The sequence below is a fragment of the Wolbachia endosymbiont of Rhagoletis indifferens genome (assembly GCF_048537595.1).
GTDB lineage: Bacteria > Pseudomonadota > Alphaproteobacteria > Rickettsiales > Anaplasmataceae > Wolbachia.
Map to the genome: position 1 here is coordinate 593,140 of NZ_CP175923.1, position 18,989 is coordinate 612,128.

Below are 18,989 nucleotides of genomic sequence, written 5' to 3' on the forward strand. Positions count from 1 at the left end.
TGCATAACTACGAACTGTAACAAAGAACCTGCTGTAAATCAATAAGAAAAGATTAGGAGTGCAAACAGGTTGGAAAGTATAGTATTTCCTAAAATTAATAATAAATTTCTTGGCTAGCAAGAAGCTGTAAATTTTTTTGCGAGACCTAAGCCGCTTTTGATATAGCTAAAGGTTTACTGACAATCGTCTCATTCCACTACCTGCTGACTTACTTTCTGCTTAGCATATCCATCAAATCAGATTCTTTGAGTTTACTATGGTCAACTTTACTGAACTTATTCACTATAGAGCTCATTTGATTATACTGCTTAATTAGAAGATTAACGTCAGTTACACTTGTTCCGGACCCCTTAGAAATTCTAAGTCTTCTTTTGCCATTTAAAATATCTGGATTTTGCCTTTCCTTTTCAGTCATTGAGTTTATGATGGCTATATATTTTTTCACTTTATTGTCATCTGGCACACCGCTGCTTAGCTTTTTTGTGAATGAACTAGGAATGAATTTCATTATGTTGCTAATACCATCCATTTTATTGAGAGTTTTTAACATTCCCACTAGGTCATTTAGGTCGAATTTACCCTTTTTTACTTTCTTTTGTAACTTATCAATTTCTTCCTGACCAACAATCTCAGCAGCTTTTTCAACCAATGATACAACATCACCCATGCTAAGTATCCTTTTTGCAATTCTATCGGGATAAAAATCATCGAGGTCACTTAATTTTTCACCACAAGCAATAAATTTAATTGGACAATCGGTGATCATTTTCATAGAAAGAGCAGCACCACCACGTGCATCACCATCAACGCGGGTGAGAATAATACCGGTTACACCTATTACCTCATTGAATGATTTGGCAATGTTGACCGCATCCTGGCCTATCATTGCGTCGGCTACTAAAATAACTTCTGCAGGTGAAGCTATTTCCTTTACGGCTTTCAACTCATTCATCATATTATTGTCAATATGAAGCCTGCCTGCGGTGTCTAGTATTAATACATCATAATTATCGTTCTTTGCTGCTGCCAGTGCCCTTTTTGTAATTGCAATAGGCCCCTCATTTATTACTGTAGGTAAAGTTTGTACGTCTATCTGTTTACCCAGCACCTCAAGTTGTTTTTGGGCAGCCGGCCTATAAATGTCTAAAGAGGCAAGCATCACTTTTTTCTTTTGCTTTTTTAGCTTGAAAGCAAGCTTTCCTGAGGTAGTTGTTTTACCTGCACCTTGTAAGCCCACCATCATAATCACAGCAGGGGGTTTAACTGCTAGATTTAAGTCACTTTTCTCTGATCCGAGAACTGCAACTAAATTATCCTGCACAATTTTAATTATCATTTGTGCTGGAGAAACACTTTTTATGACTTTTTCCCCAATCACTTTATCTTTAATGTCGTTGATGAATTTTTTTGCAACTTCAAGTGAAACGTCAGCTTCAATTAAGGCTATGCGTATTTCACGCATGGCAAGATTAAAATCATCTTCAGAAATGATCGACTTTCCTCTTAGTTTACTAAATACAGAATTTAAACTTTCAGTTAACGATTTAAACATAATAGCGTTAGTAGAATACTCATTAAAAAGAGAGAAGAAGCTGAAACAAAACTCACTGAGTTATAACCCAGCACTTCTTTAAGTTTAGTAATATTATTAAAGTATAAACTAGTAAGTGAATTAGTCAAGTTTTGCACTACGCTGGCAAATATTTCTCTAGTTTTAGAGACTAACTGATTGAACAGCAAGATAATATAGGATATGAAAGCTCTAAAAATCCAATCAACATCCATTTTAAAATTTACTCTCGGGTAAAATAACTTGCGTAAAGGAATAAACAATAAAGTGGTACATAGTAACAAATTAAATTGCGACAAAATATTTTTTGTGTTGTACACAAAATCGAAAATCGAAGGTTTATTGTAAATAGGTAAGTAAGGATTGCCAGCGATTACGCATATAAATGCTAAAATGATCATAGTCATTTTGCCCCCCCTCTCTGCTAACGGTTTTGACTTACTTTTTGCAATAAATAAGTAATAAAGAAACTTTAGCCCCACGCTTAAATGAAGCAGCAAATTTAGAACCTTATATAAATTTTTATACCCTTTTAAGGCAACAGTGTTCATTTCAATTTCAGCTGTGATATATGATTTACTGATAAATCCAGCGGTTCCAGGAAATGCAGCCATTGTAAGTATTGCGATTATAGCACACATGCCTTCCACTGACATCAGTTTACCTACTCCATTAAAACTAATTGTTTTTGTTCGTGAAATAATCGAATTGCTGACCACAAACAATAATGATTGATAAACAAGAGAGAAGATTATATGCAGTATCAAAATTGGTATTGCCTTTTCCGAAGGGCTAAGTAAACCTCCTGCAATAATCAGCAAGCCCATTTGTCCTACAACGTTATAGCATAAAAATCTGCGAATATTTTGCTCAAGAGAAGCAAATATAATGCTGTAAATCGCAGTGATAGAGCCCAATAATGCTAATGTTTCAGCATGATTCTGCCATAAACCATAAGTGTGTAAAAGCATCACTAAAAAAGAGACTTTAGTGGTAAATAAAGAGAGATATGTAGTGCCATGTAGCGATGCAGCAGGATATGCATCAACAACCCAAAACGAAAAAGGAAAACAAGCGCAGTTTATCAATAAACCTAAAATTATCAGGTTAGTGCTTTGAAGTGCCAATCCTGCTATTAATATAACTCCAACGAAAAAGTGTACACAGGCGTACCTTATTGCAGGTCCACTATCTCTACAGCCAGCTGCGATAGTAAAAAATGCACTGACGGTCATTAATTCACAGAATATTATAACCAATATCATATGTTCAGATAAAACTGCATAAAGTGAACTAATAGTGTAAGCAGCAAAAGATAGCATCTCTGAAAAAGTCAAATTTTGTGCTGGTAGAACAGCTAAAAATGCAACTGATAAAAAAGATATTAGTATGATACGAAAAGATAAATCAAAATCTAGAATTGGGAGAGACCAATTTACTGCAATGCTCAAATTTTCAGGTAATTTTAGGACTATAACTATTAATATAGTCAGTAGGAGTAACAGTGACGATTTACAAAGTTGCACAATAATTTAAACCAATATGGTTTATGCTATCTCAATATATGAATAAAATCAATTTGCATATTAACCACTAATTAAACTAATTATCATATAATTATATCAGAGTTTAGAGGGTTATAGAGAAACCGGTCAGATTAGGTTTTTAATCTAATCTGACCGATAGCTTTAATAGTGAGGTAAGCTTTAATGTAGCATTCTTAATTCATAATGCTACACTCGTGCATAATTTATTTTTAATTTGTGCACGAGCGTTAGTAAATTATTTACTTTTTGAAATAAAATTTGGCATCACTTTAATATCCAGACTTAGTAAACCTCAGTAGGGCATCCAGTTGGGCCCATAAGAATTATTTGCTCGCCTTCTCTTAAGTGTCTGCATAAACCAGTGGAACCGCCGATTTCCAGCACAATAGTGGAAATAATTCCTTTTTTTTTGTCTACTTCAGTGCCAGTTACAGCTATACCTTCCATAGCGAGGTTAGTTTTTTTGCTATTGGTTTCAAAATTTTGCAACCTAAAGAATTGTCCAGGTTTAAAATTCTTTGCCGCAAGTGGTGCTTTGATCACTATTTCCACAACTTTGTCTGTTAAATATTGAACTTTTATAACCTTTGCAGTGAATTGCTCTTTGATTTTATTGAAAAATTCTTTGTTAGCCAGATCTTCAACGCTTGACCACGCATTTTTTTTCTGGATCTCAGTGTCAGCTACTTGGATGACATCTTTTTTGGTAAAAGTTACTCTTACATTACAACATTCATACAATTGTGCATATGACTCCGAGATTCTAGCTGGAGTGACAGAAACGAAGCTATTAACTCTATTCAAAAGCTGGGAAATAATAGGGTAGCCGTTCTTAGCACTTGCCATAGCTTTCACGACGCTGCCGCTATACGAAGGATGAAGATCACCAAAAAAGCTAATTGTTTTATTGCCTTGCTTATACACTAATATTCTATCTTTATTTTGCATTTTAGGAGAAAATATTGGATCTATTTCTTTTCCTGATGAATTCAAATGAGTAAAATACCCATTACTTAATTTAAAATGCTTTTTATCTTCTGTTGCAATAACCGTATTTGGCTCAGTACCTGCTGCTATAAAGATAGAACGTGCTTTCATGCATTTGATTTCGCCGGATTTTGTGTCTATCAGTTTTATTGATTCAGCATGGTTATATTTATCCGTCACAACTTCAACTGGCTCTAAGTTTTCAATAAAGTAAATCCCTTCTGATAATGCGTTTTGCACCTCTTCGCTATTTAATCGATAACTTGGCGAGTCTTTCAGCTCTTTTCTATATACAACTTTCACTCCCCCAAGACTCTGCATTAACTCTAATATTTTTATTTCTCTACTCTCCTTTTTTGCTAACTCTTGCTCTGCTTGGATCAACTTTGCGTGCGATATAAATTCATTCGCAATTTCATGTTCTTCTTCTGTCCAATCTTTTTCAACATAGTCTTTTCCATATTTACCAACCAATACCTCGTAACGAAGAAGAAATTTTTCTACTTGAATTGGATAATACGCTAAAGCTTCAGTGGCAGTGTCAATCGCAGTAAGCCCCGCACCTATGACAACTATCGGCATACGAACTTGCAGATTTGCTATAGAATCAAATTTAAGAGCGCCAGTCAGTTGTAACAACATAAGAAAGTCAGATGCCATGCGCACCCCACGAGCTAGCATATTCTTTATTTTTATCATTCGAGGCTTACCTGAGCCAAGCGCCAAGGCGATGTGATCAAAACCTAGATTGAAGCTATCTTTCACGGTAATTGTGCCACCAAAACGAATGCCGCCATAAATTGCAAAATTTTCACGTCTTTCTAGTAATAACCTGATAATTTTTAAGTAATTTTTATCCCACCGAGAAGTAATGCCATATTCTGCCACCCCACCAAACCCACCTGCCGTGCGTTCACTCAATTTTTCGTGTTTGAAATCTTTAATTAGCTGGAAATTATCGATCAAAGGTTCAATCTTTAGTCCATCAATGGCGATAACGTTATGCCCATCATTCAACAAATGATGAGCTAAATTAAAACCAGCAGGACCAAGGCCTACAACTAGAACGTTTTTTCCGGTGTTTTCTCTTGGCAATGAACGCTGAAAATTTAAAGGATTCCAACGGCTGAGCAGAGAATATATTTCAAATCCGTACGGTAAACTAAGCACATCATCCAAAATCCTTGTTTCAATCATTGGCACATTCACGGGTTCTTGTTTCTGATATATGCACGAGTTCATGCAGTCATTGCATATTCTGTGCCCAGTAGCCGCACATAATGGGTTATCTATCATCACAATTGCAAGGCTTGCTATGCTGTAGCCTTCGCTTTTCACCAGATTCATTTCTGATATTTTCTGTTCTAGTGGGCAGCCATGCAGCTCAACTTTTAGTGGGGATTGTTTAAAAGTATTGTCGTTATTAATTAGCCCCTTTGAGCAGCTGTCCTTATTTTGCTTATGACAGAATATGCAGTAGTGAGCGTTATCTAATGCTTTATTTAAACTCACCTTTTTGCTTGTTAGATCAAAACCATATCGTCTTTTTACTTCATTTGAATACAGCACTTCAACTTTGTCTACTTCTTTTTTAGAAAATGGTATGAGATTTTCATGGTCAATTTTCCTATGGATACTAAAGAGTATACTCCGTTTATTTTTTACTCTCCACACTGCATATTGTGCCGCAAGTTCTATTTCTTCTTTGTGATTTTCTTTATCTTGAAACCAATGCATCACCTGCTCAGCAAAATTTTTTTCTGTTGTTGGCAAAGTGAGAAAATGACTTAGTCTGTTAGTAATATCTATATTCGCCACATTAGTGTATTTCTTCAATGCGTAGCGTTGGACAAATAACCTTTTACATTTATATATTACAGCAAAGTCATTGTGTTTTTTCTTTAGCTCTTCTATTTCTTTTTCAATGTTGAAAAGTTTTGCAATAAACTCGTCAAATAAATATGAGAGGTCTATTATTAACTGGCTATCACCAATCTGATTTTTCCTTGCTTCAATTAATGAACAAAACAAGCTTTCATCACATGATTTAATATAATTCAAAAATGTCTCATCCAATTTTATTAATCCACTGCGAGTATATAGACTAGAAAATGAGATATTAAGCTGCATTATACAGTATGCACACTGTCTTTTGTATATTACGTATTTTGTAGCATAGCTAAAATCGTTGCCTCTGCAACCTTTTCTTCACCAACATACGCAATACACTCAAATTTACATGCACTTAAACGTGCGTTTTTAACATTAGCTTGAAGAATCAGTGTGTCCCCTGGAGTGACTGGCTTTCTGAATTTTGCATTTTCAATAGACATAAAGTAAATAGCTTTGTTTTCTATTGTACCTTGACTTTCTTTACCAAGAACACATATAGCAGATGCTTGAGCTAGAGATTCAATTATCAAGACTCCGGGCATTATTGGATGACCAGGGAAATGGCCAATAAAAAATGGCTCATTGAAAGTCACATTTTTGATTGCTTTTATACTTTTACCAGGATCACACTCTATAACCCTATCTACTAAGAGAAACGGATAAGAATGTGGTAGTATTTTTATAATATCACTGATATTAAATTGCATAAGCCTACTCAATGCCTTTTAAAGCAAATTCAGGTATTTCCTTGTTTATATTGTTTAATACCATATCCGATAAATCAACTTCATCCATAGAGTATAAAACTTGGTTCTTTTTTGAAATAAATAGTACCAAATCTATGTTGTTTTTTTCTGCCGTTTTTTTAGCAACTTCTTTTATCTTGTTAAAAACACTCTCTACTGCATCTCTATAACTTTCTTCTAAATACAACATTTTTTCAGCGTAAGCATCTCTAGCATTTACAGTATGCTTATTAAACTGTTCTGTCTTTTCCTTTTTTGCTTCTTCTGACAAAAGTTCAAATTCTTCTTTTGATGGCTTAAGTTTTTCTAACTCACTTTCAAATTCTTGTTGTAATCTAGAATTCTGCTCCTTTATTTGTTGTTGTATGTTTTGCAGAGCAAGAGATTCATTGATGACTTTGTCACTATCAATAATTGCAGCTTTTGTGTTCTGAGGCCGATATTCTATAAACTTATACCCCACAAATAAGGAAATAATTAAGGCAATAACTGATATAAATAACTGTATATATTTCATTCAAATCCCCGCTTCAATAGAAAATTTAACATTTGGTGATGGTATTATATCATAAGATTCCTTTACTAAAGGAAACCCAAAATCTAATCTAAGTCTACCAAAAGGAGAAGGCATTGAAAAGCCAAAACCTGGTGACACTCTTATAAGCTTACTATCATTATATGGATCTTTATATTTCCCATTTTTATCATCTAAGCCGAAAAGTGCTGCATAGTCAACAAATAATGAGCCTTTGATACCAGCATAGTCATATAGTTTTGGTAGTGGAAAATCTACTTGCTGTGTTAAATTAAAATAAGTTTTGCCTCCTAGTGAGCTTTTATTTTTGTTTTCTGTTCTTGGTCCAATACCGGAAAGGTCAAATCCTCTAATTTCATTACCACCTTTAAAAAAGTGCTGGCCAATGTTTAGATCTTCATCGGTATAAGAAAAAATATGACCTGCTGCCATCTTAAAGCGTAGTATTATGCTATCGTCAATTTTACTTAATATAGGATGCGTGTAAAAAGACAAGAACTCAGATTTTAGGAAGTTTACATTCCCTCCCAATCCTGAAATATCCTGACTTAAGCGCAGTAAATACCCTTCTTTTGGAGTATAGAGGTTATCCAGTTTATTATACGCTAATGTGTATCCTACTGATGAAATCTGATGTTCACCTTCTTGCCCCTTTATTATATCAGAGATGTCATTGTCTTTTCCATCCTTATTATCCATATGTATACGGTTATACTTGTAAGAGTAGCGAATGGAATTAGTTAAGTTTTCTATAACTTTGTATGATAATTTTGTTGAAAATCCCATGTCACAACTGTCGAAGCTAGTGTGTGGTTTATCTTGTTTTTCATAAAATACGCCCACACCTAGTGATGTATCAGAATCGTTAAAATTATTTTCAACAACCTCTACATTAGTAGAAAGTGAATATTGATTTTTCTCAAGAGCAAAAGAGAGCTCTTTACCACTACCAAATAAATTACGATCTGTGAAATCAGTTTTTACAAATGCTCCACCAGGAAAGGACATACCTCCTGCTAAAGATAATGAAGCAGTTCTTTTTTCTTTAACATTTAAGTCAAGATTTACTGCATTGTCATTAACTGCGTAACTATTTACTTTTACTGTTTCAAAAAAATCACTACTCATTAGTTTTTTACGTGATTTTTGAATCTCAGATATATTGTACGCATCACCTTCTGCTATACTTAGCTTACTTCTGATCACCTTATCTAAAGTGCGATCGTTACCATCAATTGTAATTTGATTTATATAAATCTTTTTACCCGGCAGCACTCTGTAGGTCACATCTACAACATTGTCACGTTGTACATACTCTGGATTAACTTTTGCAAATATATATCCTTTCTCATTTAAATACTTGTTTATTTTTTCTACTGTATTATTAATTTTAACTCTATTAAATATCTTATCGTTTTCCTCTGTTATAAAGTCCAATATTTCTTCTTTTAGGCTTAAATCCTGAATTTCAGTTTCAATATTAACCTCATTATTTCCAAACAAATATTGCTGTCCTTCGTCAATCAAAAAAGTCAACTCTATCTGATTGTTATTATCAACCTCAACAATCGGTTGAATATTATTTTGAATATATCCTTTAGATGAATAAAAACGATCGAGCAATTCTGTGTTAATCAATAAATATTGTGGTGAATAACGAGTTCCGCCCTTAAAAATGGCTCTAAATAACTTACTAAATATGTCATTACTATGCACTTTAATAGCTTGCTCTAGCTCGGTTTCAGAAAAGTTTTTGTTACCTATAAATCTTATATCCTTAATTTTAGAGGTTTTACCTTCTTTTATTTTGAAAATTAGATTGACCCTATTACCATCGAGCTTCTCCAACTCATATTCAATTTTAACGCCGACTTTGCCATTATTTCTATAAGTAGTAACTAAATTCATTAAATCGCTTTGCAATTTTGTTTCAGTGAAAATAGTTAGCGATTTTGACTGAATCACATTATTTAGTAACTCTTTGCTATTAAATAACTTATTACCCTTTAATATTATCTTGTTAATTAGTGGATTCTCTTGAATTTTTACTACTAAATTTTTTTCATCATCAACATAAGCGTTAACGCTAGCAAACAACTTTGTTTTATATAGATCTTTTATAATTGAGTCTATATCATCGTCGTTTACATAATCGCCAGGTTTTAGTTTTATATAAAAACCTATTGTCTGGTTGCTTACCCTCTCATTACCAATACATTTGACATCTTTCACCTGCACTTTTTCCTTATTTTCTAAAGCAACAAGTAGAGCGGGAAAAATTACTATTAATAATATGTAAAGTAGCTTTTTCATGTTTATTTTAAAAAAGACTCCTAATATCATTCGAAATTGCAATTGCCATAAGCAAAAACAATACGGAAGCACCAAAAGTAGCTGCATATTTTTGATATTTCAAACTTAAATCCCTGCGTATAACTGCTTCTATAATATAGTGAAATAAATGCCCACCATCCAATAGTGGAATTGGCAGCAAGTTAATTGCAGCTAAATTAGCTGAAATAATTGCCATGAAATACACAACCATAATGACCCCCTTTTTAGCTGATTGCCCTGAATACTTTGCGATTTTTATTGGCCCACCTATTTCATTGATACTCCTTTTACCAACAATAATTTGAAAGAGAGCTTTGATCGTTAAGCACATAGTGTGGTAAGTTTCACTTACTGATAAGCTCACAGCCCCAAGAAAAGACGACTGCTTTAATGTATTGACTGAAGTAATCCCTATCATTTCTCTTTCTACTTTGTTACCAAAATCGTCCTTACCCTCTATTATTAACGGAGTGAGGCTAGTTCTGTGCTCTGCATTATTTCTAGTATACTCAATTTCCATTTTTGTCTTAGGGTTTGACATTATCACACGTGAAATATCTTCAAAGTATTTTATTTTATGCTCATTGATTTGTGTAATAGTGTCACCTGGCAACAAACCAGCTTGCTTGGCTGCACTGCCTTCGACTACATTTCCGATAATCGGTGGAGTGTGATAATAGCCTTTAATGCTGAAAAACATTGTAAAAGCGATAACAGCGAGTACCATATTTGCAAATGGTCCTGCAAAAACCACTGCTGCCTTTTGATGACGCGGCTTTGTATGGAATGAATATAATCTTTCTTCGTTAGTCAATTTTTGCTGATCAGCTGGAACGCTTGCTGCATTAGTATCCCCTAGCATTTTAACGTAGCCACCCAGTGGAACAGCACTTAATCTCCATCTAGTTCCAGATTTATCGTTAAAACCAAAAATTTCAGGACCAAAGCCTATAGAAAAAGATTCAACTTTAACTTTGCATGCTTTAGCAACAATATAATGCCCATATTCATGCACAAACACTATAACAGAAATGATTAAGGCAAATGACAAAAAACAATATATTCCATTGCCAAACTGATGAATGAAATTTGAAATTAACTCCACCTGTGTATTTAGATCTTATACAAATGTTAAGTATATTAAAACGCGCCTCGCTTGACAAGTATTTAGTTTAACTTTTAAATTAAAAAAAGTTTAATTGTAATGACAGATACCTCACTACTCAGAAGAAAATTAATGTATAGAAGCTGGCATAGGGGTTGCAAAGAAACCGATATACTTTTAGGGCATTTCGCATTGAAATATCTTGATAAATTTTCCTTAAGCGAACTAATCGAATACGAAAAAATAGTTGATCTTGATGATTACGAATTATATTGTTACATAACTCGTAAGACAAACCTCCCTCCTGGCTTAAATAGTCAGATAGTCAATTTAATTGCTTGCTTTATTGAAGCTAATCCTTTATGCACTCAAGATTAGTGATAATCTTATTTACCTTATCTAGTACCTCAGTATATTCTATTCTTTTCTCGTTTCTATACTTTTCGCGCTCTTGATTTGCTTCATCCAACCGCTTTGTTAATTCTAAAATTTTATCCTCAAGAATTAGTGCTGCAAGTAAGAAATTTAATGCATCCGAACCCTTACCTCCAGTTTTTTGAGATACAGAACCAACTAGCTTGTCAAAACTATTAGCAAGGCGTAATAAATGGCTCTTCTTCCCACTTTCGCAAGATATTTTGTATGTGTTATTACGTATAACTATTTCTACTACTTGCATATGGTGCTAAAAATTTCTATCGTACAGTATAAACTCAAACCCCTACTTTCATCTTATTTATGGTATAAATTTTTATTCATTTATCAAATCAGATAATTTTTTACTGCTACGAAAATATGTTTTAAAGTATTGATTCTTTGTAAACTTCTGTAACATTAAATGGCTTGTTTCTTTCAAGTTATAACTTCTAACTGAAAAAGAACCAAATCCCCTAATTTCAACTCTATTATGATGTTTCAATGTGTTTGAAAGTATCCCAAAAAATCTATCAACTATAGCTGCTATAACAATCTTATCTAAAAAAGGATGTCTTTTTGCTACCCTCGCTATTATATCAGACTTTGTTGCCATTTATATGAAGCCAAAATAAGTAAACCTTATCACTTAGCAGATAATACTATGTTATATTCTTCAACACCCAATACTTCAACTTCTATTTTTTCTGATATAGAGAACTTTTTATTTTCCGGTAAATGTTCTTGATCTATTAGAAGGGTTACATCGTTCTCAACTTCAACGACTAGTCCATTATCTTCTCTCTTACCTACAATAACCTGTATTTTATCGCCTACCTTAACTTTCTTTATCAGTTCTTCAAGAGGATCATACTCTATTTGTTTTATTCCAAGATAAATTCTCGCCCGATTCACGTTAGCCCTTATCACTTTTGCTTCTATTTTATCACCTACATTATACTTCTTTATCTCATCTGAGCTATTTTTAGACCAACTTAAATCTTTCACATATATTGTCCCTTCTACGTTCTCATCTATTTCAGAACCATTGAAAGCAACAGATATATATGAGCCGGTATTATTCTTAACCTCACCAGAAACAATAGAACCAGGAGGATACTTATTGACAAATACTTGCCAAGGATTATCTATACACCTTTTCATGCTTAAACTCATCCTATTCTTAGCAATGTCAATACTGAGAATTTTTACATATACTTCTTGTCCCCTTGTTATGAGACTACTAACTGGTAAATTGCTCTTAACCCAAGTTATTTCCGATGAGTGCACTAAACCTTCAATCCCAGGTCTAAGCTCAACAAACAATCCATAATCTTCTATACTTGTTACATGACCCTTATGCACACTATCAACCGGATATTTTGACTCTGCATCTTGCCAAGGGCTATCTTCTAGCTGCTTTACACCTAAGGAAACTTTCGCATTTTCCTTATCTATTTTTATAATTTTAACTTTTATAGCCTGGCCATAAGCAAAAACTGCAGATGGATGACTTACTCTACTCCAAGAGATATCTGTAATATGTAGCAACCCATCTATAACTCCCACTGCATCTGATTCATGAATACCGACAAATACACCGTAATGAGTGATGCTTTTTATTTTTCCTTCTATTATATCGCCTTCATTTAAAGATTCTAAAAATTTAATTTTTTCACCAGCGTGCAATTTTTCTAACACCAGCTTTCTTGATACTACAATATTACCTTGCTTCTTATCCATTTTAAGTACGATGAACTTTTGTTCAGTTTCAATAAGGTGCTTCGCATCTTTTACTTGCTTCAAATCCACATGACTCAGCGGTAAAAAAGCGCTTATTCCGTCACCAAGATCAACAATAAAACCACATTTAATTGAGCGTTTAATAACTCCGTTTACTTCAGCTCTTGTAACTGTATCTTCTTCCAACTTATTCCATTTTTCGTCCCTAATTGCTTTTTCACGGCTAAGAACAACATTACCATGATAATCTTCAATTCTTTCCACATAAACTCTAATTTTCGAGCCAATAATGACCTCATCATTACAACCGAGTTCCTTGATCAGAATTCTCCCGTCAGACTTTAAACCAATATCAACCACAACGTCGTTAGGGTTTATTCTTGTAATTACACCTTCTACCACATCTCCTTCTTTAATTTTGTTAACAAAAGAATCTTCAAACAAGGCATTATCTTGATCCTCAAATTGGCCTTGACATATCTCTTCTATAAACTTGTTTGATGATAGCTTTCTGATAGTAACCGGTAGATTTACAACTGGATTATTATTATTCATACCTTTAATTTAAACTTTATTAGAACTCATATATTATATAATATTAATAATTATTGACAAGTAATTTTTCATTAATTCATTTCGAGAATTGTTTAAGCTATGTAAAATATAGTGAGAAAATTATATATGTATCAAGAATATGCTATTTAAGAATAGCAAGTGGATTAGATCGTTCTCCAGAAGGTCCAGGCTAAAACCGGATGTTGATGAAATATTGGAAAGATATTCTATTCAAAACAGCAAGGAATCTATAGAGAAGATTGTAAATTCACAAAAAAGAATATGGGTAGAAATAGGCTTTGGCAACGGTGAAAATATGCTTCACCAGATGCTCAATGAACCTGATCTATTGTTTATAGGATGTGAGCCCTACTTAAAGGGGGTTTCTCGCTTGCTAACAAACATAGAAATACAAAACATAAAAAACATTTTAATATGGACAGAAGATGCAAGAGAATTGATTGCAAATTTTCCGGACAACAGTGTTGAAAGACTCTTTATTCTCTTTCCAGATCCATGGCCAAAAAGAAGTCACAATAAAAGACGATTAATTAATACGGAATTTTTAAATTTATTAGCAAAAAAAATACTTATAACAGGGGAAATATTCATTGCAACCGATCATCAGGACTATGCAGAGTGGATAGCATCACATATAAAGCAGTGTAACTCTTTAATCTATAGGGAAGACGATTTCACAAGTTATACTCTTACAAAATACCACAGAAGAGCGCTCAAAGATCAGCGTAAAGTGAGGTTCTTTAAAGTAAGTGTTATTAATAATTTGCAGACTATGGATCAATAGAGTTTTTGCATATCTCTTTTACGTTAACTATAGATTAAAAATAATAAAAAAAGAGGGAGAAATAGAGTAAATTCCTTTAACTACTTCTCCTTATGAAGGAATAGACTTCTTGCATAACCCAAACTAAGTAGAAAAAAGGTACAAGGATGATGTCATTCCAGTGCTTGACACTGGAATGGCTTTGTTGCATCGCTACTTATGAAAGGCTAACTATAGCTAGGATTATAAGCAACCTATTGAAAATCTTGTTTTTTTGCAATCAATCTGATCAAATTTAAGAATAGTAATTTATTATTTATATTAATAAACTTAATTCTATTGAAAATAGCTAAAGCATTGAAATTCTTGAATTTTAGCCGGATTAGTGAGTGGTAGTGAAATTTCTTTTACTCAAATTTAGGTATTCACTGACCGTTCTTGTTATAAATACCAGAATAATAAGCTACTGATATTCTCCATCTTTTTTATCTTTAATCCATCATAGCTAGCGATGCAACAAAGCCCACTGGAATCCAGGAAAGTTTGCTTATGAGCAAGCAAACTGATTTGGTGAGTATAAAAGTATAGCTTCTACGTCATGCCGCCACGGTATCTCAGCCGCTAACAAGCAGCGGGATGACAGCAGTCCTACGTCATACCGCCGCGGCGCTAACACGTAGCGGGATGACGGTTGTCAGGGTGTCATCCCAGTGCCTTGACACATAGCTGTACAAACGTTTTCGGCTTGACTCACCAGTGGGTGTCATTCCAGTGCTTGACACTGGAATCCAGGAAAGTTTGCTTGCTCACAAGCAAACTAGCATAGAAAGTGGTTACAACGTTTTCGATGAGATTATATGGAAAACTGGATCCCAGTGGGCTTTGTTGTATCGCTAGCTATGATGGATTAAAGATAAAAAAGATAGAGAATATCAGTAGCTTATTATTCTGGTATTTATAACAAGAACGGTCAGTGAATACCTAAATTTGAGTAAAAGAAATTTCACTACCACTCACTAATCCGGCTAAAATTCAAGAATTTCAATGCTTTAGCTATTTTCAATAGAATTAAATTTATTAATATAAATAATAAATTACTATTCTTAAATTTGATCAGATTGATTGCAAAAAAACAAGATTTTCAATAGGTTGCTTATAATCCTAACTATAGTTAGCCTTTCATAAGTAGCGATGCAACAAAGCCATCCCAGTGTCAAGCACTGGGATGACACCCTTCACTACCCTTCACGGGCTCTTTTAGCTACAAGTATTAAGAAATTTACCAAATGAAAAAAAAGGCAAAAGAAGCCCCGATTAATATCTATTTTAGAACATTGGCGTTTTTTAAGTCTTAAACACTGCAATTTAGCTGCTTTTAAATGCAACTCACCTTAGTTTGAATGTTTAAGAAATTTACTAAGCAGAAAAAAAGGCAAAAGATATCCCGTATTAGCTAGTTGTCACTCTCTAATCCTGCAAATTGGCGTGCTATACTGTCTTAAACGCTTTATAAGCGCGTTTCAGCTTATATAGGTAAAAACCCAGAAATGTTGTGAAGACGTAGGGTGCGCATAGTGCAAAAAATTAAAAATAAGACGCCAATTACGTAATACTGTTGTCGTTTAATCTGCACAGATTGAAGATAAATGAATACCTTCAGTATCATGATAAGGGGGCTGGCGAAGGGTGTCAAGTAAGTTTTTCGTTTCTATTCCCAATGTTATATGGTTATGCAAGAAGTCTAATAGCAAATTTTAAGTTTCTCTTTAACTCTTTAACCAATAGGCTTCCATGAGGAGAGGAGAGTAAAGATCTTCTTCCATAGATATCTTAACACTTTTTTCTTTTTCTGTAGTTGGCGGACGAGTAAGAAAGTGAACCTTTGGTGCACCACTAATTATTGCCATTGGTGTTTGCTCTGCCCCTTCTCCCATAACTAAAACAGCAGATGTTGCCAGTGCATCAAGAAGATTGACTTGTGTTACTTGCAGTGGTTGATTATAAAGATCTGGCTTGCCTATATAGGAATAAAGTGGTTCAAATCCACACCAACCAAGAGCAACGCCCGTAACTCCACGACGCATAGGTGTTACATTACTATCTGTAATCAAAATACCAAGATGTTTTATGCAGTGTTTTGTCTTGAGATAGTTCCATATCGACAGAGCTGTTTTCTGAACATCTTTTGGATATAGAATATACACCTCATTACCATTTGATTCATCAATACCAGCAGATGGAATTAAGATATTATCTTTAATCGTTAAACAGATACTATGAGGATTGTGGTCCACATCAACAATTGCATCAGCTTCTCTTTTGATTAGCTCTTCTTTAGAACAAGCAGTTTTGCAAACCACCTGTTTTTGACAAACAGAAATGATTTTTGATGTGATAGCAAGAACAACTTCCTCTCTTAGCAGCTCTGAAACATAGCGATCAAGAACCTGCTCTAATACTTCTCCACATTCAATGCGGTGGGTATAAATTGCTTTAACATACATACTATTACATCAAAAAGTTTCTCATAAAAGCCCTCTTACCTGTTGTTTTAGTTGGCATAATTTATAGTTAAGAGACTTAATGAGCTTCACAATTTTTTCTTCCATCTTTATCACGTGTTAATCTACATATAGTATAATCTTTTGTTTTGGTGAGAATAGTTTTATTCCATCCACTAAGAAGTGTTAAGTTGAAATATGTATCACCCTTATAAGTTTTGTAAATTTCAGTCATAATAAACTCTGAGATTAGATTATATTCTAAAAAAAGGTGCGCTATTTGTGCTCCACCAATCATGAAGACTTTAGAACTACTTTGGATTGACAAAAACTCTTGCATAGAAGAAACAATAGTGCATTTTATGCCTTTATTAAAACAAGGACTTAATTTGTTACGAGAAAAAACAATAGGCTTTAATATGTTTTGGGGTATTATCTCAAACGTTTTTCTTCCCATAACAATAACTTGTTTGTCAGTTACCTGACGAAAATGATCTAACTCACTTGGATAATGCCAGGGCAATCCATTATTTATTCCAATTACCCCCTTGGGATCAACAGCCATAATTCCGATAACTATCATCCCTGTAAAGCAGCTTGAGCTACAAAAAATCGCATGTGATCACGCACATTATGCACTCGAAGGAAATCAACCTTGTTGTGCAATGCAGATGATAAAGCAATTGTTTCTAAATCTCGGTTAAAGACAGGTTCTGTAGAAAAAGAAGAAATAAATGACTTTCTAGAATGACCAACCAGAACTTTGCAGCCAAAACTTTGCAATGCTTCTATATTGCGTAAAATCTGGATATTCTGGTACATAGATTTTCCAAAACCAATACCAGGGTCAATAATTATTGAATTTTTATCAAAACTTAGGGCAAATAACCTGCTAATGCTCTTCTCTGCCCAATTATTTATGGTATCAATTGGATCAGTGTCACTTGGGATAATGTTGTCTCTATGTGGTGGTATGGAGAGTGAGTGCATAATAACGATGCCACATCCACTGCTAGCGATTGCTTTTAAGGTATTATCATCTAGATCTCCCTTCTGATCGTTTACCCAGGCAATGTTGTAGTGCTCCAAAACGTTCAAAATAACATCTGGCCAGAAACTATCGATGCTGACTTTAATATCACCAGCTTCCATATAATGACTAAGATTATCAAGCACTGGTTTTAAGCGTGCATATTCTGCTTTTGGAGTTTGTATTGAGGAGCCAGGTCTTGTTGATTGAGCACCAAGTTCAACTATGCTTGCACCATCTGATAACAGCCGCAGTGACTGTTTGGTTGCTTGATCTGCATCATAATAAAGACCACCATCTGAAAATGAATCAGGAGTAATATTGACAATACCTACAAGCTCTGGTGAAAGCGTAAAACTCCTTAAAAAGCAATCCTTAATGTTAGGGTTAACAGTACCAAACGTTTTGTTAACTACTGCCATGGGGCTCAGCATTGCCATCAAGTGAAGCAAAAATGGTCTGTTTATCAATTCTGAGTGAGGAATCTTAAGGTAGGATGTATCAAGTGTCAGGTCATCCCATAACAAAATATCCAAATCAATAACGCGAGGTGCCCATTTTCCATAGACCTGCAGGCGGCCAATGTCACATTCAATTTGTTTAAGGCCCTTTAACAGCTCTTCAGGAGAAGAAGAACAACTTCCATACACAACCATATTTAGAAATGGCTTGTCCCACCCAGGTGGAGCATCATTTGGTAAAATAGCCTTAGTCTCCAGAACAATTGAAGATTTTAAATTTTTAAAATAGCGCTCCTTCAGTAACTGAGCAGCCTTTTGTAAATGGGAAAAGCGATTTCCCATATTTGAGCCAATAGAAATATAGATCATTAGTTATCTTCCTGTTCTTGCAGTGCATTACAATAGGTAAAAAAGACGCCTCCATGCACATTAGGAACGGGTGGTGCAACTTTGTGAGTAGTCACTCTTATGGAAGAAATAGTATGTTTTTTTTGCACCAAAAGATTATTAATGGCTCTGTATATATCATGGGTTAAGTGCTCGATTAAATTGAATTGCTTGCTCTGAACAAGAGATTGAATATTTTGTACTATCTCTAGATAGCAGACAGTATCTTCAAGTCGGTCAGTCATAAGCCCTAAAGGAGGAGATTTAAAAATAAAATCAACATCAATACTAACTAATTGGGAATGAGACTTCTCTTCTACACTATAGCCTAAATGAACCCAAAGCCGTAAGTCAGATATAAGAAGATTACATGCAGACATTGCATTCCAACACCACT

The 18,989-nt window shown here is 34.2% G+C and carries 20 protein-coding genes; 4 read left to right on the forward strand and 16 right to left on the reverse strand.

Features of this window, described 5'->3' with window-relative positions:
* Positions 1-208: 208 nt before the first annotated feature.
* The 7 genes from ffh to rseP form a co-directional block, all read right to left on the reverse strand.
* Positions 209-1,552, reverse strand: a complete 1,344-nt coding sequence (ffh, locus tag ACJZL1_RS02995) for a signal recognition particle protein (RefSeq protein ID WP_265025778.1) — start codon at positions 1,550-1,552, stop codon at positions 209-211.
* Positions 1,537-3,096: a proton-conducting transporter membrane subunit gene (locus tag ACJZL1_RS03000; protein WP_419247492.1), complete on the reverse strand. Its 1,560-nt coding sequence runs from the start codon at positions 3,094-3,096 to the stop codon at positions 1,537-1,539. The genes ffh and ACJZL1_RS03000 overlap by 16 nt, the downstream gene beginning before the upstream one ends.
* 303 nt (positions 3,097-3,399) lie before the next feature.
* Entirely contained in the window at positions 3,400-6,234 is a 2,835-nt protein-coding gene (locus ACJZL1_RS03005; RefSeq protein ID WP_265035110.1) for an FAD-dependent oxidoreductase, read from the reverse strand.
* Positions 6,235-6,263: 29 nt separating this feature from the next.
* Positions 6,264-6,704, reverse strand: coding sequence for a 3-hydroxyacyl-ACP dehydratase FabZ (fabZ, locus tag ACJZL1_RS03010; protein WP_064125117.1), 441 nt, complete (start codon positions 6,702-6,704; stop codon positions 6,264-6,266).
* A 4-nt stretch (positions 6,705-6,708) separates the two neighbouring features.
* A complete protein-coding gene (locus tag ACJZL1_RS03015) occupies positions 6,709-7,260 on the reverse strand; it encodes an OmpH family outer membrane protein (protein WP_265035106.1) in 552 nt (183 codons plus the stop codon).
* A complete protein-coding gene (gene bamA / locus ACJZL1_RS03020; RefSeq protein ID WP_419247512.1) occupies positions 7,261-9,591 on the reverse strand; it encodes an outer membrane protein assembly factor BamA in 2,331 nt (776 codons plus the stop codon).
* Positions 9,592-9,598: 7 nt separating this feature from the next.
* A complete protein-coding gene (gene rseP / locus ACJZL1_RS03025) occupies positions 9,599-10,717 on the reverse strand; it encodes an RIP metalloprotease RseP (protein WP_320109920.1) in 1,119 nt (372 codons plus the stop codon).
* Positions 10,718-10,816: 99 nt separating this feature from the next.
* On the opposite strand from rseP, the gene ACJZL1_RS03030 reads away from it, so the two are divergent.
* Positions 10,817-11,095 carry a succinate dehydrogenase assembly factor 2 gene (locus tag ACJZL1_RS03030; protein WP_182158663.1) on the forward strand — a complete coding sequence of 93 codons (279 nt, stop codon included), beginning with the start codon at positions 10,817-10,819 and terminating at the stop codon, positions 11,093-11,095.
* On the opposite strand, the gene ACJZL1_RS03035 is transcribed toward ACJZL1_RS03030, so the two are convergent.
* From ACJZL1_RS03035 to ACJZL1_RS03045, 3 genes are all read right to left on the reverse strand, one after another.
* Positions 11,070-11,396 (reverse strand): cell division protein ZapA, encoded by a 327-nt coding sequence (locus tag ACJZL1_RS03035; protein ID WP_250295111.1) that lies wholly within the window; start codon positions 11,394-11,396, stop codon positions 11,070-11,072. The genes ACJZL1_RS03030 and ACJZL1_RS03035 overlap by 26 nt on opposite strands.
* A 72-nt stretch (positions 11,397-11,468) precedes the next feature.
* Positions 11,469-11,747, reverse strand: coding sequence for an HU family DNA-binding protein (locus tag ACJZL1_RS03040; RefSeq protein ID WP_265025786.1), 279 nt, complete (start codon positions 11,745-11,747; stop codon positions 11,469-11,471).
* 29 nt (positions 11,748-11,776) lie between these two features.
* The gene (locus ACJZL1_RS03045; protein WP_419247493.1) at positions 11,777-13,429 is read right to left on the reverse strand and encodes a 30S ribosomal protein S1; all 1,653 of its coding nucleotides are present in this window, start codon (positions 13,427-13,429) and stop codon (positions 11,777-11,779) included.
* 139 nt (positions 13,430-13,568) lie between these two features.
* Between ACJZL1_RS03045 and trmB the strand changes: the two genes are divergently transcribed.
* On the forward strand, positions 13,569-14,234 hold the full coding sequence (gene trmB, locus ACJZL1_RS03050; protein WP_265035098.1) for a tRNA (guanosine(46)-N7)-methyltransferase TrmB: 666 nt from the start codon (positions 13,569-13,571) through the stop codon (positions 14,232-14,234).
* Positions 14,235-14,383: 149 nt separating this feature from the next.
* Positions 14,384-14,512, forward strand: a complete 129-nt coding sequence (locus tag ACJZL1_RS03055) for a hypothetical protein (RefSeq protein ID WP_419247494.1) — start codon at positions 14,384-14,386, stop codon at positions 14,510-14,512.
* 248 nt (positions 14,513-14,760) lie between these two features.
* Here the strand turns inward: ACJZL1_RS03055 and ACJZL1_RS03060 are convergent, their stop codons facing one another.
* Positions 14,761-14,889: a hypothetical protein gene (locus ACJZL1_RS03060; RefSeq protein WP_419247495.1), complete on the reverse strand. Its 129-nt coding sequence runs from the start codon at positions 14,887-14,889 to the stop codon at positions 14,761-14,763.
* Between the two features lie 15 nt (positions 14,890-14,904).
* Here ACJZL1_RS03060 and ACJZL1_RS03065 point away from each other — a divergent pair, with 15 nt between their 5' ends.
* Positions 14,905-15,039 (forward strand): hypothetical protein, encoded by a 135-nt coding sequence (locus ACJZL1_RS03065; protein WP_419247496.1) that lies wholly within the window; start codon positions 14,905-14,907, stop codon positions 15,037-15,039.
* 277 nt (positions 15,040-15,316) lie between these two features.
* Here ACJZL1_RS03065 and ACJZL1_RS03070 read toward each other — a convergent pair whose 3' ends face one another.
* The 5 genes from ACJZL1_RS03070 to ACJZL1_RS03090 form a co-directional block, all read right to left on the reverse strand.
* Positions 15,317-15,445, reverse strand: coding sequence for a hypothetical protein (locus ACJZL1_RS03070; protein WP_265026416.1), 129 nt, complete (start codon positions 15,443-15,445; stop codon positions 15,317-15,319).
* A gap of 534 nt (positions 15,446-15,979) precedes the next feature.
* Positions 15,980-16,717, reverse strand: a complete 738-nt coding sequence (locus ACJZL1_RS03075; RefSeq protein ID WP_419247497.1) for a putative folate metabolism gamma-glutamate ligase — start codon at positions 16,715-16,717, stop codon at positions 15,980-15,982.
* A gap of 76 nt (positions 16,718-16,793) precedes the next feature.
* On the reverse strand, positions 16,794-17,297 hold the full coding sequence (locus tag ACJZL1_RS03080) for a dihydrofolate reductase (protein ID WP_265035095.1): 504 nt from the start codon (positions 17,295-17,297) through the stop codon (positions 16,794-16,796).
* The gene (folP, locus tag ACJZL1_RS03085) at positions 17,294-18,574 is read right to left on the reverse strand and encodes a dihydropteroate synthase (RefSeq protein ID WP_419247498.1); all 1,281 of its coding nucleotides are present in this window, start codon (positions 18,572-18,574) and stop codon (positions 17,294-17,296) included. Before folP ends, ACJZL1_RS03080 begins: the two co-directional genes overlap by 4 nt.
* Positions 18,574-18,972, reverse strand: a complete 399-nt coding sequence (locus tag ACJZL1_RS03090; RefSeq protein ID WP_419247499.1) for a dihydroneopterin aldolase — start codon at positions 18,970-18,972, stop codon at positions 18,574-18,576. Before ACJZL1_RS03090 ends, folP begins: the two co-directional genes overlap by 1 nt.
* Positions 18,973-18,989: the final 17 nt, after the last annotated feature.

Bases quoted from the DNA above. Each gene is read 5' to 3' on its own strand.
- ffh (WP_265025778.1), bottom strand. From the start codon at position 1,552: ATGTTTAAATCGTTAACTGAAAGTTTAAATTCTGTATTTAGTAAACTA.
- ACJZL1_RS03005 (WP_265035110.1), bottom strand. From the start codon at position 6,234: ATGCAGCTTAATATCTCATTTTCTAGTCTATATACTCGCAGTGGATTA.
- fabZ (WP_064125117.1), bottom strand. From the start codon at position 6,704: ATGCAATTTAATATCAGTGATATTATAAAAATACTACCACATTCTTAT.
- ACJZL1_RS03015 (WP_265035106.1), bottom strand. From the start codon at position 7,260: ATGAAATATATACAGTTATTTATATCAGTTATTGCCTTAATTATTTCC.
- bamA (WP_419247512.1), bottom strand. From the start codon at position 9,591: ATGAAAAAGCTACTTTACATATTATTAATAGTAATTTTTCCCGCTCTA.
- ACJZL1_RS03030 (WP_182158663.1), top strand. From the start codon at position 10,817: ATGACAGATACCTCACTACTCAGAAGAAAATTAATGTATAGAAGCTGG.
- ACJZL1_RS03035 (WP_250295111.1), bottom strand. From the start codon at position 11,396: ATGCAAGTAGTAGAAATAGTTATACGTAATAACACATACAAAATATCT.
- ACJZL1_RS03040 (WP_265025786.1), bottom strand. From the start codon at position 11,747: ATGGCAACAAAGTCTGATATAATAGCGAGGGTAGCAAAAAGACATCCT.
- ACJZL1_RS03045 (WP_419247493.1), bottom strand. From the start codon at position 13,429: ATGAATAATAATAATCCAGTTGTAAATCTACCGGTTACTATCAGAAAG.
- trmB (WP_265035098.1), top strand. From the start codon at position 13,569: ATGCTATTTAAGAATAGCAAGTGGATTAGATCGTTCTCCAGAAGGTCC.
- ACJZL1_RS03055 (WP_419247494.1), top strand. From the start codon at position 14,384: ATGTCATTCCAGTGCTTGACACTGGAATGGCTTTGTTGCATCGCTACT.
- ACJZL1_RS03075 (WP_419247497.1), bottom strand. From the start codon at position 16,717: ATGTATGTTAAAGCAATTTATACCCACCGCATTGAATGTGGAGAAGTA.
- ACJZL1_RS03080 (WP_265035095.1), bottom strand. From the start codon at position 17,297: ATGATAGTTATCGGAATTATGGCTGTTGATCCCAAGGGGGTAATTGGA.
- folP (WP_419247498.1), bottom strand. From the start codon at position 18,574: ATGATCTATATTTCTATTGGCTCAAATATGGGAAATCGCTTTTCCCAT.
- ACJZL1_RS03090 (WP_419247499.1), bottom strand. From the start codon at position 18,972: ATGTCTGCATGTAATCTTCTTATATCTGACTTACGGCTTTGGGTTCAT.